Raw genomic sequence first — 15,883 nt, 5'->3', positions numbered from 1 at the left:
TCGCGGCACCGCCGCGGGGAGTTGAAATGAAAAGAACCGCTTTCGTCATGAGCCTGCTTATGTGCGCGGGCTTTTCGTTTGCTAAAAAATCGGATGTGCCGGCAGGACCGTTCCATTTGCGTTCGATACTGAAGCAGATTGCTTCCATTCCGATGACGACGGCTGAAATTTCGGCGTACATGCCCGAAAAGAAAGTGCTGTTCGTGGTTGGCGGCGAAAATGTTTTGGAAGTGGTCGATATGGCAGACCCCGCAAAGCCCCAAAAGATAAGTGAAGTCAAGTTGCCGGGTGGCGCCTCTAGCGTGACGGTCAATGGTGACCTCGTAGCGGTAAGTCTTTTGAACAACCCCGAATGGAAAATGGGACATGTGCAGGTCATGCGCTACAACAAGAAACTTGAAGTTCTTGGTAAACATGAACTGTGCTACATGCCTGACATGATTACGTTTACTCCGGATGGAAAGAATTTGCTCGTGGCATGCGAAGGCTCTCCGGATGAAAATTTTGTGGAAGACCCGGAAGGCGGCATTGGTGTTTTGTCGATTGCTGGCGTGAATGTGTCGAGTGCTGCTGATTTGGCGAAAGCTTGGAAAAAGCCGCAGAAGACGGTTGTCGGATTTGGCGAACTCGATTCGCTTGCTCTGATGGCAAAGGGCGTTCGTAAGACGGGCGTGAAGAGTTTTGTTCAGTCGCTTGAGCCGGAATACATTACGGTCTCCGAAGATTCCAAGATGGCTTGGGTGAGCTTGCAAGAGAACAATGCGCTTGTGAAGTTTGATGTCGAATCGAAGAAAATATTGGATGTGTTCCCGCTTGGTTATGTGGATCATTCCAAGCCGGGATTTGGTCTGGACATCAAGAAGAACAAGCAAATTGAAATCAAGAATTATCCGTTGCGTGGTTTGCGCCAACCGGATGGAATTTCGGCGTTCACTGTGAACGGAAAGACGTTTGTGCTTACGGCGAATGAAGGTGCTCCGGTCAATGATTACAAGGCTTGGACGGATGTGACGACTCCGATGATGCTGGCTCAGAATGGCTTGCTGGATCCTAGCGTGTTTACGACCGAAATGCTCGAAGAGGTGAAGAACATTTCTGTGAGCAATTTGGAACGCTGCAATGTGGCTCCGGATAAGACGGAGAATGGCAGATGCCCTTACATGTATAGCTTTGGAACGCGCTCGATTAGCATTTTCGATGGCGAAACGGGGCACCTGATGTGGGATTCTGGCGACGCTTTTGAACAGACGATGGCTCAGATGGCGCCTGATTACTTTAACTGGAATTCCAAGAAGGGCAAGGTCAAAATGGATGCCCGCAGTGAAGACAAGGGCTGCGAACCGGAAAACGTGACGACGGGTATTGTGGGCGATAAGCGCTATGCTTTTGTTGGCCTGGAACGCACGAGTGGCGTTGCCGTGTTTGACATTACGGGAATCGAGAGCGGGAATGCTCCGAAACTGGAAGATTTCTATTTAGACCCGAAAGATCGCGGCCCTGAAGGCATCTTGTTTATCCCTGCTGAAAAGAGCCCGAATGGTGAACCGCTTTTAGTTGTAGGCTACGAGTACAGCAAAACTCTCGCTGTGTATAGTGTGAAGTAACTTCTTAGTGTTACAGTAAATTTTAGGTGCTTTAATATTATTAAATAGATTAGCGTCTTGTATTACAAAAAGCGTCGGCCAAGGATGGGGAGGGTGCAGGGAGGGGCCCGTGCGGCCTTCGCAACTCTGAGCTGGGGCCCCGCCCGCATGCTTTTCAAAAAAACTTTTTTTTCATGTAATGAAATTACATGATTTTTTCAGGCCACGGGTGCTTTGGATAGCGTCCGCGGAGTTCTTTGCGAACTTCGGCGTAGGTGTTTTGCCAAAAACTTGTGAGATCCCATGTCTTTTGAATCGTGCGGAAGTTTGGTGCGAGAATGTCGTAACGTACTTTGAGCTTGCCATCTGCGATTTTGTGCTCGCCGCGGAGCTGCATAAAGTCTTCGATGCGTGCGGATATCTCGACAAGAACGCCGTCTGCACTTTGCACAATCTTGCCGCTGCTCTGTTCATCGGCGGTGGCGACTTCTTGATAGCTGTAGCGGGCGCGCTTGCCGTTGGGCAATACGTAATGATCGGGGAACGTTTTTTGCAACCATGCAAGCATGGACTTGCCGAAGTAATCTTCGACAATGTTACGGTAACGGTCTTCGTTGATGTCGCGCAAAAGGAATATGCCGTCCGTAAGCTCGTTTAGAATAAGTTCCATATCCTCGTCATTGAATTCGGGGAGGCCGTATTCCGGGTAAAGCTTTGCTGCAAGACGCATCTTGATGAGGAGCGTCTGGATGTTCTCGGTGAGGTAACGACCGGTCCAGTTTTCTTTTTCGAGCTTGTCGCGCCAAGCTTCGGCGGTGAGCTCTTTGAGCTTTTCGAGGACTTTGGGCGAGGTTTCTTGCGGGAGGATTTCTTTGCGGCTTGTTTCGCGAACGTCGCCGTTGGGGCTTTCGCTTTCATGAATCTCGACACCGATAAAGCGTTCTTGACCGCTACGCCATAACAGTTCATAGCGAATGTTTTCGCTTTCGCCGCCGAGCAATTCTTTGGGCACTGGAGCGTAAAGGCTTACGTGCAGTTCTGATTTGCTGCCGCCACCCGTGCGGAGCATAGAGAGCGCGAGCAATGCATATGGCGGCTCTGAAACTTGCAAACGGATTGTGTTGCCGTTGCTCAACTTGTAAACGTTACCGCTTGGAGTGGCGAGTGCATCTGGGAATGCGGCGAGAAGTTGCTGCGCTATGAAATGTGAGGACGGAGAGTAAACGGGCATCTCCTTTAATGAGTCGCGGAAGTCGCGGAGCTGCTTTAGCGAGAACGAAACTTCTCGTGGAACGTTGATGGCTTTAGAAAGCGTATCGCTTGCGAGCGTGAACAAGTTGAGTGTATTTTTTGATTTCTGTACAAATTCTGTGCCGGAATGGATCCAGGCCATGGCGGCGAGGAGCAAGTCGGGGAGGTCTGCGGCGCTTGTTGCTTTCGCTAAAATCAATGCGAGCGGAATGCTTGAAATCGGTGTTTGAATGGCTCGCTTGCCGAGTTCCGTGATGTGACCGTCTTGCAACATGCCGAAGTTATTGAGCATCGATGTGGCGACTCTTTCGCGCGCTTCTGGAATCGCCGTGGGCAGTTTTATTTGAGATTGCTTCGCCCCTTTGGGGCTCGCAATGACGTCATCATCAATTGTCACCCTGGAGCCGTTAGGCGATAGGGCCCATGAATCTTCAAGTGCAGCCTTTTGCAATAAAAGTTCCGAGGGTTCGATTTGCAAGACTTCGGGCACGATGCCTTGTGGCATGTGTTTTTCGGCATCTTCCGTCCAGAGGCGGATGGCGCAACCGTTTTGTGTACGACCGCTACGGCCGCTGCGCTGGATGGCGTTCTGCAACGAAATCGGGAGCGTACGGAGGACGTTTACTTTTTCGCTATCGTCATATTCGCTGACTCGCTCAATGCCGCTATCAACAACGCCTGTCACATTTGGAACTGTGATAGACGTTTCTGCAATGTTGGTTGTAAAGATGACGCGTGGGCGTTCTGTTTCTTCAAAAATGCGGTCTTGCGTTTCGCGGTCTTGACCGCCGTAGAGTTCAAGGAACTCGGCGACGTTGTCGCCCAGAGCTTCGCTCGCGGCGGTGTGGCTTTTGGCAATTTCTGCTTTACCCGGCAAGAATACGAGCGTTGTTTGCCATACGTTATTGCGGTACAACGTGCGCAATGCACGGACAACTTCACTTTCGATTCCCTGACCTGCGCTGATGTTTACGCCTGCGGCGGGTTTCTGGTGAAGAATTTGCACGGGATAAAGCGGATGTCCGAGTTCTAGACATTTGACGCCGAGCGCTTGTTCCATTTCTTCGCGGTTGAGCTTTGCACTCATGACGGCGATTCTCGGTGCTTTGATACTTTCACGACCTGATGCTTGGCTTGCGGCTTGCAATTTGAGCAAGTACGCAAAGAGCAAGTCCATGTCGGCTTTGCGTTCGTGGTATTCGTCGAAGATGACCCATTCCGCGTTCATCTTGCCGTGCAGAAGTTCCTGTAAAAAGTTACCGTACGTTTGGAACAAAATTCGCGTAGCGCTGGATTTGCAACTGTCTTGGCGGAACTGGTAACCGACCGTCTTTCCGCAAGGTTCGTTGTGAAGCTTTGCGGAGTATTGCGCGAGGGCGAGTGCTGCAATGCGTCTCGGTTGCAATACGACAATGCGACCACTGAAGTGATTGCTCAAGAACCATGGGATGTACAAAGACTTACCGCTACCGGTGGGCGCTTCGACGAGCAAGTTGTTCGTCTTGTTGACGGCGTCTACGAGCTTTTGTTCTTCTTCGGCAATGGCTAAATCTTTGTACGTGCGCATTGTAGATGTTCTCTTTAGGTCTCTTTAAAAAAGTTGACCCCGGCGCATTGACCGGGGTAATATAAAAGAAGAATTAACTGGATCCTAAGCCTTCGGGTATCTCAGCTTTTCACCAGTAGCGACATCCATGTAAGGCGGCTTTCCTTCGCGGAACTTCTGGTTGATGACCAAGTTCTGGAGTCTCCTCTTGATGCCTGCTTCGGTCTTGCAGAAGAAGAACACGACCTTGTTTGTACCCGGAACCTGGAACACAGCGAGTTTAAACTTCTGCGAAACAGCGCGACGGAAAAACTTCACATCTTCTTTCTTCGGAATCACCTGATCGCTGCCCGGCTTGATTTCGCAAATCATGTCGGCGTCGGCGAGCAATGCCTTGGACTTCTGCTGGAGAGCGAGGAAGTTCGGTTCGGTGCTCTTGCGGATGTTTTCCATGTTGAACGGGCTTCTGGCTTTCAGGCCCTTGAGCGCACCACGGATAACAAAAAATAAAGCGACGACCACGACCAGAATAATCAGGTAGGGCCAGTTGTTTGCTAAAAAGTCTAACATAATCACCTCAATTTGGTGCCTCAAATATAGCAATTTTTGTGAGCTTCGCAAAAAACGCTAGCGAATGCCTTTTGTATCTTTGATTCGTGAAATTTTTTGTGAAGACTTTTTTGTTAGCGGGAGTCGTTTCCGCTTTTGTATCTGCAAACGCTGCAGAGTCGGATTCGCTGCGTGTCGATTCTGACCAGTGTAGCGATGGTGCAAAAATCGAATCGATTGAGTTTGAAGGCTTGGAACATACTAAGCCTCGTGTGGTGTGGCGCGAACTCACGCACAAGGTTGGGGGCGAATTTTCGCAGAAGACTTTTGAGTCGGAAAAGCTTCGCCTGCAAGACCTGGACCTCTTTACGGATATTTACGTTTCTTGTAAAGGTGGAAACGTCGTTTATAATTTCAAAGAAATCTTCCGTTGGATCCCATCGCCGGATAGCAAGACAACTGACCGCGATGGTCTTATGCTTGGACTTGCGCTTGCGAACCTGAATGTGCTTGGCGAAGACATTCGTGCCGAAGTGCACTACCGCACGGCTATCGATCCGTTCTTTGAAAATAACGAGTATGCCTTTTACGCGAGTTCGCCATATTTGTTTGGCATCCCGCTTGGTTGGAATATTGATTTTACGCGAACCGATAGCTGGGACGATCTCCGTGAATTCAGGGACGCGAGTTGGTTGTTGAGTTTGGACTTGAATTGGAAATTTGTTCCGCATTATTCGCTTTTAGGAAAGTTGACTTATCGCTATCTTGAAAAAGGACCTGGCGTGCTACCGGAATTTGGGCTTGGCTTTGCTGTGGACTACCGCGATAGCGAACTCGATACTCGCAAGGGAATTTATTTTGAAAGCGATGTGACGCATGTGGGCGTTGGCGGAAAGCGCGGCGAAAATTTTGTCGAATTCTTGGAAGATGCTCGCGCTTACTATTCGATCGGGCGATTTGTCACGGGAGCAACTGCGCTTGTTCGTTTGCGTCCGGGCGATGTAAAGCGCTATGATTATTTCTATCATGGCGGTACGAACTCTTTCCGTGGTCTTAACAGTCCGGATGCGGAGCATTTGGGCGTTCATGAAATGCTCTTGAATCTTGAAGAGCGTTTTGTGCTATTGGAACGCCGTTCGGCATCGCTGTGGGGAATTAACTTCTTTTACGGAATCCAGCTGGTGGCAGGTTTTGATGCAAGCGTGCTTTGGGACAAGGGGGCTCCTGGTTGGAAAAATTACGAAGGGGCTGTCTATGGTGGTTTGCATATCGTGATCCCTGCGCTTGACCGAATCCGTTTTGAAGTTGGCTACAGCCCCGATACGGGAAAACCGAAGTTTAGTTGGGGTATCTTGGGCAAGACGACAACGCAGCGCTGGCGGAGCAGGTAATTCGGTTTTGAATATACTTTGGTAAAAAAAGACTTTACAATTTCCGAATAAATACTAAATTAGGGATTATATTTGTAATAAAAAGATAATGAGGCTCAAAGTGGGCCGACGGAGAATAAATGGCTATTAATTATTTGGATCTTCCTATTGGACGCAAGTATCCTTACGAAGTGGATTGCGTCGTGGAAATCGGCAAAGACACGAACTTGAAGTATGAATACGACGAACGCCTGCATGTGTTCCGTCTTGACCGTTGCCTCTTGAGCTCTATGAGCTATCCTTGCACGTATGGTTTTATCCCGAGCACCAAGGCTGACGATGGTGACGCTTTGGACATGCTCATTTACAGCCCGGCATCCATGATTACGGGTACGGTTTGCACTTGCCGTGTGATCGGTGCGCTTGATATGACCGACGGTGGCAAGAAGGACTACAAGGTTCTGGGCGTGCCGGTGTTCAACCCGCGTCCGTTCTGCGACATTACTGACGTGGACCAGATGTTCCTCCGCATTACGAAGAACTTCTTCCAGAACTACAAGGAACTGGAAGGCAAGGACGTACAAATTGGTGAATGGAAGGATGCCGCTTTTGCTCGTGAAAAGGTGATTGCTGCACACAAGGCTTACTTTCAGAACCAGGTCCAGGTGCCAGAATCTTGCTATCAGGAACCCGAACACGACGAAAAGATAACTGCCGAAGAACTCATTTAGTAGCGAGAGCTGCGGTTAGCGTCGCGGGTTATAAAATTTGTCTATGGTCTTGCCCTTGAGGGCGAGGCCATTTTTTTTAGAATTTGTTGGTTTTGTTACAAAATATTTAATATATTATTTTTGTTGTAACAATTAAATTATATAGAGGTCTTATGAATAAGCTTATGCTTACTTGCGCGATGTCGCTCATGCTGCTTAGCACGTCTGCTATGGCATTGACGATTAACGTTGAACCGAAGAAAGAGGAAAGCTCTCGCGTGGCTCCGCCTCCTCCGCCACCTCCTCCGGCTCCGTCGATCACCTGCAAGTTTGCAGAACCGAAGTGCGACCGTCATGACAGAATCCATGCTGAACGTTATAGCAACGATCAGAAGATGTATAGCCGTGGCGAATGCTATCGTGGCGAAAAGGAACGCAAGTTTGACTTCTATTGCAACAATGGTGATGTCTGGATGCAGATTGATTACCGTCGTGACCGTGCTGACCGTATTGATTGCAGAGATCCGAGACGTGGTAAGTTCTTTGCCGCTCGCAGCATCAGCGAATGCGAAGATCTCTATCGCAACAATCGCCCGGAACCGCCGCGCAAGAAACACCACACTCATCGTGACTACCGCGACTAATTTTGCGTAAAATTTTAGCGAGCGCCTGCTCGCTTGCTGAAATTGAAAAGCCTCTCGCTTAAAGCGGGAGGCTGAATTTTTTTTATGGCTTAGCCCTTGTAACCCTTGGGGTTGTTCTTTTGCCAGTTCCAAGCGTCGCGGCACATTTCTTCGATGCCGTACTGGGCCTTCCAACCGAGCTCGTCGAATGCCTTTTGCGGGTTGCAGTAGCAAGTGGCGATGTCGCCTGCGCGACGCGGCTTGATGCTGTACGGAATCTTGACGTTGTTGACCTTTTCGAAAGCATTTACGACATCGAGCACGGAGTAACCGTGACCTGTACCCAAGTTATAAATAGCGAGTCCGCACTTGCGTTCGATTGCCTTGAGTGCGCTCACGTGGCCAGAGGCAAGGTCGCAGACGTGGATGTAGTCACGGACACCGGTGCCATCCGGGGTGTCATAGTCATTGCCAAACACGCCAAGTTCCTTGCGGAGTCCGACTGCGGTCTGCGTGATGTAAGGCATTAAGTTGTTTGGAATGCCGTTCGGGTCTTCGCCGATACGTCCGCTCGGATGTGCGCCAATCGGGTTGAAGTACCGGAGCAAAACGATATTCCATTCTGGGTCGGCCTTTTGCACGTCGCGGAGGATTTCTTCGAGCATGGACTTCGTCTGTCCGTAGGGGTTGGTGCATTGGCCCTTGGGACAAGCTTCTGTAATAGGGATTTGTGCCGGGTTGCCGTAAACGGTTGCCGAAGAACTGAAAATGAGGTTCTTGCAGCCGTGATTACGCATGGTATGGAGCAACACGAATGTAGCGTTCATGTTGTTTTCGTAGTATTCGAGCGGCTTCGCGACGGATTCGCCGACAGCCTTGAGACCTGCAAAGTGGATGCAGGCGTCAAACTTGTTTTCGCTGAAAATCTTGTCCATGGCGGCCGCGTCACGGACGTCTGCTTTGACGAACGGAATGGGGGAGCCGACAAGCTCTGCTACGCGGCGGAGCGATTCATCGCTTGAGTTTACGAGGTTATCGACGACGACAACGGAATGACCCGCTTTGTAGAGTTCGATGATGGTGTGGCTTCCGATATAACCTGCGCCACCCATAACAGCTATTTTCATGATTGCTCCAATGATAAAAGTTCGGTGCATAATATACGAAATTTTTAGATTGTAGGCATGAACGATTACTATCAATTTGCAATACTTTCTGCTGTCGTTGTGGCTGTTTATGCCTTTTTGTATTTCGTAGTGCATCCGCTTGCGAAATGGATTGCCATAAAGACTCCGAACAAGTTTGATGACTTGCTTGTGAAAAAGAAAGTGATTTCGCGTGCGCTCTTTTTTGTGCCGGTAATAATTCTGGTGCAGTCGTTCCCGTATGTGCTCGCGAAGGGCCATTGGCTTTATGAATTTTGTGAACATATCGGAAATATTTTGTTCACGGTGGCGGCGTTCTTGCTTGCAAGTGCGGTGCTCGATGTCATTGAAAGCTTAAATGAACGCAATGTGAAAATGAAGTTGCGCCCGATGCGTGGCATTTTCCAGGCGATTAAACTTGCGATGTTCTGCGTGGCGACCATCCTTGTGGCGTCGCAGATTGTGAATAAAAGCCCGGTGATTATTTTATCGACACTTGGTGCCATGGCTACGGTCTTGTTGTTGGTTTTCAGGGACTCAATTTTGGGATTAGTCTCTGGAATCCAGATAAACTTGTCGGACCTCTTGCGCAAGGGCGACTGGATTGAAATTGAACGCCATCATGCTGATGGTTCGGTCATTGACATTACGCTCACGTCTGTGAAAGTGCGTAACTGGGACAATACGGTTTCGGTAATTCCGGCGTACGACTTGATTACCAATTCATTCCGCAACTGGCGTGGTATGCAGGAATCCGGCGGTCGCCGCATCAAGCGTTCGCTTTTCATTGACCAGCAGAGCATCCGCTTTTTGACGCCTGAAGAAATTGAAAAGTTCATGAAGATTGATGTGCTTCGCCCGTACTTGGAACGAAAGCTGAGTGAAATCGGTGAAGATTCGGGTGTGTCGGAAAATGTCACTGTTACAAAGTTGAATGGTCGCCATTTGACGAACATCGGAACGTTCAGGGCATATTGCACGGCGTATCTCCGCAGCCGTAAGACGATTGCTCAAGACATGACGCTCATGACGCGCCAACTTGCGCCAACGCCGACCGGGCTCCCGCTTGAAATCTATGCGTTTGCCAATACGGTGGAATGGATAGAATACGAAAATATCCAGTCCGATATTTTTGATTTTCTGATCGCATCGCTCCCGGAATTTGGGCTTTCGCTGTACCAGTACGCAAACCGCGTGCCGTAAGGCTTGTGTGTAGGGAGGCGGGCGTTCGCCCGTCGCTCAATTTTTTCTACATTCGTCAATATGGATATTAATGAATGGCGCATTCGCATTGACGAACTTAATGATGAACTGATGTCGCTCCTCAACAAGAGGGCTACATACGCTGCTGAAATTGGGAAAATCAAGAAACAGAAAGGTTTGCCCGTTTTTGATGAAGGTCGCGAACAGTCTGTCTTGAATTTGGTCGCCGAGAAGGCTGCAAAGGCCGGTGGCCCGCTTTCTCCGGAATCGTTCCAAAATATTTTCCGTGTCATCATGGAAGAAACTCGCAAGGTGGAAGAATAATGGTTGCCCGCATTACTATGGTGGGGTTTGGCCTCTTGGCAAGCTCGATTGCTGCTGCCATCAAACAGGCTAAGCTCCCGACGAAGATTCGTGCCGTGAGTTCTCCTGCAACGCTCAAGCGTGCTCGTGAACTTGAACTTGCCGATGAATTTTTTGAATACGACGAGACTGAAAAGTGGGCGAAGGATAGCGACCTGATTTTGCTCTGTGCGCCGATCCTCCACATTTTGAAGATGATTGATGCGCTCGGTAAAGTTTCGTGGGCTGGTACTAATGCTGGCCGAGAAATCTTGGTGAGTGATATCGGTTCGACAAAGGTTGAAATTTGCAAGGCGGGCGTGCGCTTGCCCGCTCCGTTCCGCTTTGTCGGTAGCCATCCGATGGCGGGTTCTGAAAAACGCACTTGCGAATACAACGATCCTGCGATTTTTGAAAATGCATATTGGTTTGTCTGCCCGCCAGATGGAACGCCTGAATCTGTTTATGCCCCGCTTTTGGAAATTATCCGCTTTGTGGGCGCAAATCCTGTCGTGTTCCCGCCGGAACATCACGATCGCACGATGGCATGGGTGAGTCACATGCCGCAGATGCTGAGCTCAACGCTTGCCGGGAACTTGCCGGAACGCTTGCTCGAGCACAACTACCAGCATTTTGCAGGCCGCGCTTTCCGCGACATGACGCGCATTGCCGCCTCGGGCTGGGGAATGTGGCACGATATCGCCGTGACGAATCGCGATGAGACTACTCGCGCCCTTTGCGAAGTCCGCGATGGCCTCGACAAGACGATTGCGGCGATGAACGGACTCAACGTCGTGAAAGACGGTAAGCCTGCTTCGGGTGATTTTGAAAATGACGAGCATAGCGTGGTTGCAGATAATTCGCAGGCGCTTGCCGATATTTTCAAGGCGGGTAACGATGGCCGTGCGAGCTTGTTTGCTCCGGGTCGCAATAACACCAACTCGTTCTACGAAATTACGGTCCAGCTTAAGGATAAGCCGGGCGCTCTGTTGAGCGTGATGCAGCCGCTTGCTGAAGAAGGTATTAACATTCGCGATATTGAACTCATGAAGGTCCGCGAAAATGTGGCGGGTACGCTTTTGCTTGCATTCAAGACTCAAGAAGAAGCGGCCCGTGCCGTGAAGACGCTGCAATATTTGGAATACGAAGTTAAAGAAAGACGTTAATTTGCTTAAGGAATAGACGATGGAATTCTTGATGAATCCCGACCGTGAACGGATGAATTTGACGTTGGTGATGGCGCTTTTGGTGAATGGCCGCACCGTGTTGGAAAATTTTGCGTGGGCAAGTGGTAGTGAAAAGTATGCCGAGGCGCTGAAAGATTTTGGTCTCACTTACGAATTGCAAGGGCATCAGCTTGTCTTGAATGGCAAGGGGTTCCAGTACTCTATTCCGACCATGCTTCCGTTCAAGTTCAACGAAGCTGATAACGTGATGCTTTGGACGCTCGCAAGTAAGGACGAAGAACAGCTCTACACGTTTGCTGCTGAAGTTGATGATGCGGGCATTGCCCGTGTGAATGCGGCAAAGGAAACGCTCCAGAAGTATTTCAAGATTAAGGTGCAAAAAGATGAACCGGCAAAGTTTGTCTTTAACTTTTTGCGTGATGAACTGAACGTCAAGAAGGATTCTCTCGGGAACGTTTCGTCTGTGATGCGCAATAGACTTTTGCTCCGAGCGCTTATCCGCAATGATTACTTGAATTTTGAAGAAAAGTCTACGGTACATGACCAGTGGACGAAAATGCTCATTTACTTTGGTGCGGCTGTGAAATATGAAGGCCGTGGCATGGAACAGTTGAGCGAATTTGAACGCCGCTTGATGATTGCTCAGGGCAAGAAGATTGAACGTACGCAGTTTACGGAACTTTCGGAAACGAAGGTGATTACCGCGCGCGAATACTATGTGCCGGGCGATACGACGGAAGCGACTGCATTTGCGGTACTTGCGACTGTCGGGAACATGCCGAAGGACAACGTCATCAAGCTTTTGAACGTAGACTTGAACAGCAGCCGTGCGGGTGCACTCACATGCCTCAAGCGTATGGGCGCGAATGTTGAAACGGTAAGCCGTCGTGAAAAGTATGGCGATGTTTTTGGCGATGTCGAAATCAAGCCGCTTGCTTCTGGGAAGCGCTTGCAGGGGCGTCGCTTTAGCGAAGACGTGATTGCGACGGCGCTTGAAGAATACCCGCTGTTGGCTGTGGCGGCTTGCTACGGTGAAGGCGAAACGATTTTGCGTGTACCCAAGGAAGTCCGCAAGGAAATGCGCCCCAAGAATGAATTCTTGGCGGTGAACTTGCGCAAGACGGGGGCCGAAGTTGGCGTGTACGACGATGGCCTTGTGATTCGCGGCCTTGAAACGATTGTGAACGGTAGCGATTTTGATGGTGGCGATTCGGCGCAGATGGGACTTGCCTTGAGCGTGTTGTCGCTTGCCCTCCAGAACGATGAACCGGTTGAAAATATGGACAAGGTCGAAGCGATGTTCCCGGGTGTTGTCGACAAGCTCAAGAATGTGCTTGTGGCAGAAAATGCCGAGAAAAACGCTGAAAAAGCGGGTTAGGGATTGCGCGCAGAACGAACGCTTTGAGTGAACGCGAAACTTGAGGATGGTTATGGAAAAGTCTTTCAGCAGCATTGGAATTGTCGGGTTCAAGGACAAAAGTGCCGATTTGGCGTGTGCCTTGAAGCAGATTACTTCTTGGGCGCTTGAACACCCGCAGGTGAAATTTTATGCGCTCGATTCCCTCAAGGAGCTCGTGAAAAAGCCGATTCGCGTGGTGAAAGAATCCGCGTTGCAGAAGACGGATTTGCTGCTTGCGATTGGCGGTGACGGCACGGTGCTGACGGCCGCGCACATGGCACTTGGCCATAACATCCCGATTCTTGGAGTGAATGCTGGGCGCGTGGGATTCTTGGCGGAATCGCGTGTGGAAGGCTTGACCAAGACGCTCGATAGCTTGCTTGCTGGCGACTTCTCGACTCGCGAACGCATGATGATCGAGGCTGCGGTTTATCACGGCAGAAAGTGCATTGCAAAGCAGACCGTGCTGAACGAAGTCCACGTGCGCGCGCACGCTCCGGAACGCATGGTAAACGTGAACGTGACTTATAACGATACCTGCCTGACGGAATACTGGGCGGATTCAATTCTCGTTTCGACGCCGACGGGTTCGACTGCATACAACCTTGCTGCTGGAGGCCCAATTATCCATCCTTCGACGCCGGCAGTGGTGCTCACGCCTGTGGCTCCGAGTAGTCTCTCGGTGCGTCCGCTTGTGCTTTCGCTGACGGATAAAAAGTTGCGAATGGCTTCGGCGGTAAATTGCTCGCTTGATCTCGTTTTTGACGGGCGCATCACGCTTGAAATGAAACCGGATGAATATGTGATGTTGTCTGAAAGTAAGCTTGTGACGACGTTTATTCGTATGCGTCACACGGGATTTGTGGGCGCTCTTCGCGAAAAGCTTGGCTGGACGGGTAAACCGCGATCTGCTTAATGTTGCGGGGCATCTAGTTTTTTGATGCAACCCTGCTTTAAATCGCCCAACTTAAAATTGCAGAACTTGATGCGCACAAGGCGTAAAACTTCGTAGCCGAGCTTCGCGAGCATGCGGCGAATTTCACGATTCTTGCCTTCGTCCAAGGTGATTTCTAACCAACAGTTCTTTTCGCCTGCACTGTAGAGCTTGGCGCTGACGGCGTGCATGAACTCTTCGGGTTCGCCAAAGACGCGTGGCGGAACGTTGAAACCCGCTTCCATTTGCGAAAGTTCCGCCGCAGTTGGCATTCCCGCAACCTGAACGCGATAGATTTTTGTGTGGGTGAGGCCGCGCGACTCTTGAGAATTCAGCAAAGCATCCGCCCATTGCGTATCGTTTGTAAATAGCAAAAGCCCTTCGCTGGCGGCATCGAGCCTGCCAACGGGCGATATGTGCGGCACAGGCTTGTCGGGGAACATCTTGGCGTATTGCTCGCGGAAAAGGTCCATGACGGTTGCGCGCCCTTTTTCGTCGCTTGCCGTAGTGACATAGCCGCGCGGCTTGTTCATCATAAAGTAAACGAACTCGCTTGCTTTTACATGCTTTCCGTCAACGCAAATTTCATCATTTTCGCGAGCGGGAGTGTCCGGATCGCGGACGATTTTACCACGCAAAGAAACCCGGCCCTCGCGGACCAGGTTTTCTGCTTGGCTTCTGCTGCAAAAACCGCGTTTAGAAATCACACGGGCAACGCCGTGAGCTTTGGCGTTAGTGGCGCCAGACGCGGGCTTCGCGCAGTCTCTTTCTCGGTTTACTTGCCGAGATATGCCTTGATGTTTTCGAGGCATTTCTTGTTCTGAGCTTCGGTACCGACGGTAATGCGGAGCACGTCACCCATAGCCGGCTGCGGACGGATGATGGTGCCCTTGGCCTGCAAGAACTTGAAGGCGTCCATCGGATCCTTGAATCCGCTGACGGCGATGAAGTTTGCGTGGCTGTCGACGAAGGCGAGGCCGAGTTCCTTGAAACCAGCCTTGAGCTGTTCGAGACCCTTCTTGTTGAGTTCGCGAACCTTGTTCACGTAATCCTGGTCGTCGATAGCGCCGATTGCAGCTGCCTGAGCGATGCTGTTCACGTTGAACGGTTCACGCACACGGTTGATGAGGGCGACGATTTCCGGACGGGTGATGCAGTAGCCCACGCGGAGACCAGCGAGACCGTAGATCTTGCTGAACGTACGGCAGCAGATGATGTTCTTGCCTTCGGCGATGCGGCTGTTGAAATCCGGAACGAGTTCCGGCGTGTCTTCGATAAATTCGGTGTAGGCTTCGTCCATCACGAGAACGCAAGTTTCCGGGAGGCTGTCGGCGAAGTCCAAAATTTCCTTGGCGGTGAGATCAGAACCGGTCGGGTTGTTCGGGTTAGCGAGGAACACGATGCGGGTCTTTTCGTTCACGGCGTCGCGCATAGCCTTGAGGTTGTAGTTGTATCCCGGAGCGGGCATGTCAACTTCAACAATCTTGGCATTCATGGCCATCGTGGCGAGCTTGTAAACAGCGAAGCTGTGGTTGCCCATGACGGCTTCCGTGCCGGGGCCGAGGAACACCTGGGCAATCATGTCCAAAAGTTCGTTACTGCCGTTACCCACAGCAATCTGGTCGCGGTTCACGCCGCGGAATTCAGCAATCTTTCCGATGAGGTCGTAAGAACCGCCATCCGGATAGAGGTTCACTTCTTCCAAAGCCTTGCGGGCTTCGGCCATGCCCTTCGGACTCGGGCCAAACGGGTTTTCGTTGCTGGCGAGCTTGTCGATGTCTTTCGGGTCGAGACCGAATTCACGAGCGGTGTAGGCGATGGGTTTGCCGGTCACGTAGAGCGGCTGCTTCAAAATGTGCTGTTGTGCGAGCTGATTGATATCCATAGTTGTTATTTGCTAGTTATAGTTATTGATTATTTGTAATCCGTAAGGAATAATAGCAATTTTAGTTTCGTCGCTTGGTTTCTTTGACAAAATGTCTAGAAATTTAATTCAGGATTGCGCCCTGTAATGGCTTTAGGAATATAAATTATATGTTGG

At 50.4% G+C, this 15,883-nt stretch carries 14 protein-coding genes; 9 read left to right on the top strand and 5 right to left on the bottom strand.

Annotation, left to right across the window (positions count from 1 at the left end; translation table 11 throughout):
- Positions 1 to 26: 26 nt before the first annotated feature.
- The gene (locus tag B9Y77_RS04830; RefSeq protein WP_085490680.1) at positions 27 to 1,604 is read left to right on the top strand and encodes a choice-of-anchor I family protein; all 1,578 of its coding nucleotides are present in this window, start codon (positions 27 to 29) and stop codon (positions 1,602 to 1,604) included.
- Positions 1,605 to 1,788: 184 nt separating this feature from the next.
- Here the strand turns inward: B9Y77_RS04830 and B9Y77_RS04825 are convergent, their stop codons facing one another.
- Entirely contained in the window at positions 1,789 to 4,401 is a 2,613-nt protein-coding gene (locus B9Y77_RS04825; protein ID WP_085490679.1) for an ATP-dependent helicase C-terminal domain-containing protein, read from the bottom strand.
- A gap of 84 nt (positions 4,402 to 4,485) precedes the next feature.
- A complete protein-coding gene (locus tag B9Y77_RS04820) occupies positions 4,486 to 4,950 on the bottom strand; it encodes a hypothetical protein (RefSeq protein WP_073422931.1) in 465 nt (154 codons plus the stop codon).
- 86 nt (positions 4,951 to 5,036) lie between these two features.
- Between B9Y77_RS04820 and B9Y77_RS04815 the strand changes: the two genes are divergently transcribed.
- The 3 genes from B9Y77_RS04815 (at position 5,037) to B9Y77_RS04805 (ending at position 7,653) form a co-directional block, all read left to right on the top strand.
- Positions 5,037 to 6,320, top strand: coding sequence for a BamA/TamA family outer membrane protein (locus B9Y77_RS04815; RefSeq protein ID WP_085490678.1), 1,284 nt, complete (start codon positions 5,037 to 5,039; stop codon positions 6,318 to 6,320).
- Between the two features lie 119 nt (positions 6,321 to 6,439).
- Positions 6,440 to 7,030 (top strand): inorganic diphosphatase, encoded by a 591-nt coding sequence (locus B9Y77_RS04810; protein ID WP_014547160.1) that lies wholly within the window; start codon positions 6,440 to 6,442, stop codon positions 7,028 to 7,030.
- Positions 7,031 to 7,182: 152 nt separating this feature from the next.
- Entirely contained in the window at positions 7,183 to 7,653 is a 471-nt protein-coding gene (locus tag B9Y77_RS04805; RefSeq protein WP_073422928.1) for a hypothetical protein, read from the top strand.
- Between the two features lie 89 nt (positions 7,654 to 7,742).
- Here the strand turns inward: B9Y77_RS04805 and galE are convergent, their stop codons facing one another.
- Entirely contained in the window at positions 7,743 to 8,759 is a 1,017-nt protein-coding gene (gene galE / locus B9Y77_RS04800; protein WP_085490677.1) for a UDP-glucose 4-epimerase GalE, read from the bottom strand.
- Between the two features lie 57 nt (positions 8,760 to 8,816).
- Here galE and B9Y77_RS04795 point away from each other — a divergent pair, with 57 nt between their 5' ends.
- Genes B9Y77_RS04795 through B9Y77_RS04775 form a run of 5 tightly spaced genes read left to right on the top strand, consistent with a single transcriptional unit; the run spans position 8,817 to position 13,824 of the window.
- Entirely contained in the window at positions 8,817 to 9,980 is a 1,164-nt protein-coding gene (locus B9Y77_RS04795; RefSeq protein ID WP_085490676.1) for a mechanosensitive ion channel family protein, read from the top strand.
- A gap of 60 nt (positions 9,981 to 10,040) precedes the next feature.
- Positions 10,041 to 10,304 carry a chorismate mutase gene (locus tag B9Y77_RS04790; protein ID WP_014547164.1) on the top strand — a complete coding sequence of 88 codons (264 nt, stop codon included), beginning with the start codon at positions 10,041 to 10,043 and terminating at the stop codon, positions 10,302 to 10,304.
- Positions 10,304 to 11,488: a prephenate dehydrogenase/arogenate dehydrogenase family protein gene (locus B9Y77_RS04785; protein ID WP_085490675.1), complete on the top strand. Its 1,185-nt coding sequence runs from the start codon at positions 10,304 to 10,306 to the stop codon at positions 11,486 to 11,488. Before B9Y77_RS04790 ends, B9Y77_RS04785 begins: the two co-directional genes overlap by 1 nt.
- A gap of 19 nt (positions 11,489 to 11,507) precedes the next feature.
- The gene (locus B9Y77_RS04780; protein ID WP_085490674.1) at positions 11,508 to 12,887 is read left to right on the top strand and encodes a 3-phosphoshikimate 1-carboxyvinyltransferase; all 1,380 of its coding nucleotides are present in this window, start codon (positions 11,508 to 11,510) and stop codon (positions 12,885 to 12,887) included.
- 52 nt (positions 12,888 to 12,939) lie between these two features.
- Entirely contained in the window at positions 12,940 to 13,824 is an 885-nt protein-coding gene (locus B9Y77_RS04775; RefSeq protein WP_085490673.1) for an NAD(+)/NADH kinase, read from the top strand.
- Here the strand turns inward: B9Y77_RS04775 and B9Y77_RS04770 are convergent.
- Together B9Y77_RS04770 and hisC are read right to left on the bottom strand one after the other, a co-directional pair.
- Positions 13,821 to 14,549: a pseudouridine synthase gene (locus B9Y77_RS04770; protein WP_254899920.1), complete on the bottom strand. Its 729-nt coding sequence runs from the start codon at positions 14,547 to 14,549 to the stop codon at positions 13,821 to 13,823. The genes B9Y77_RS04775 and B9Y77_RS04770 overlap by 4 nt on opposite strands.
- Positions 14,550 to 14,617: 68 nt before the next feature.
- Positions 14,618 to 15,727, bottom strand: coding sequence for a histidinol-phosphate transaminase (gene hisC / locus B9Y77_RS04765; protein WP_085490671.1), 1,110 nt, complete (start codon positions 15,725 to 15,727; stop codon positions 14,618 to 14,620).
- Positions 15,728 to 15,883 lie beyond the last annotated feature (156 nt).

It is taken from the genome of Fibrobacter sp. UWB13 (assembly GCF_900177805.1).
Classification (GTDB): Bacteria; Fibrobacterota; Fibrobacteria; order Fibrobacterales; family Fibrobacteraceae; genus Fibrobacter.
This window is presented reverse-complemented; position numbering and strand designations above follow the sequence as displayed.

What these genes read in the sequence shown, in the direction of transcription:
- galE (WP_085490677.1), bottom strand. Translation starts at nt 8,759, where the DNA reads ATGAAAATAGCTGTTATGGGTGGCGCAGGTTATATCGGAAGCCACACC.
- B9Y77_RS04820 (WP_073422931.1), bottom strand. Translation starts at nt 4,950, where the DNA reads ATGTTAGACTTTTTAGCAAACAACTGGCCCTACCTGATTATTCTGGTC.
- B9Y77_RS04825 (WP_085490679.1), bottom strand. Translation starts at nt 4,401, where the DNA reads ATGCGCACGTACAAAGATTTAGCCATTGCCGAAGAAGAACAAAAGCTC.
- B9Y77_RS04785 (WP_085490675.1), top strand. Translation starts at nt 10,304, where the DNA reads ATGGTTGCCCGCATTACTATGGTGGGGTTTGGCCTCTTGGCAAGCTCG.
- hisC (WP_085490671.1), bottom strand. Translation starts at nt 15,727, where the DNA reads ATGGATATCAATCAGCTCGCACAACAGCACATTTTGAAGCAGCCGCTC.
- B9Y77_RS04775 (WP_085490673.1), top strand. Translation starts at nt 12,940, where the DNA reads ATGGAAAAGTCTTTCAGCAGCATTGGAATTGTCGGGTTCAAGGACAAA.
- B9Y77_RS04780 (WP_085490674.1), top strand. Translation starts at nt 11,508, where the DNA reads ATGGAATTCTTGATGAATCCCGACCGTGAACGGATGAATTTGACGTTG.
- B9Y77_RS04805 (WP_073422928.1), top strand. Translation starts at nt 7,183, where the DNA reads ATGAATAAGCTTATGCTTACTTGCGCGATGTCGCTCATGCTGCTTAGC.
- B9Y77_RS04830 (WP_085490680.1), top strand. Translation starts at nt 27, where the DNA reads ATGAAAAGAACCGCTTTCGTCATGAGCCTGCTTATGTGCGCGGGCTTT.
- B9Y77_RS04790 (WP_014547164.1), top strand. Translation starts at nt 10,041, where the DNA reads ATGGATATTAATGAATGGCGCATTCGCATTGACGAACTTAATGATGAA.
- B9Y77_RS04810 (WP_014547160.1), top strand. Translation starts at nt 6,440, where the DNA reads ATGGCTATTAATTATTTGGATCTTCCTATTGGACGCAAGTATCCTTAC.
- B9Y77_RS04795 (WP_085490676.1), top strand. Translation starts at nt 8,817, where the DNA reads ATGAACGATTACTATCAATTTGCAATACTTTCTGCTGTCGTTGTGGCT.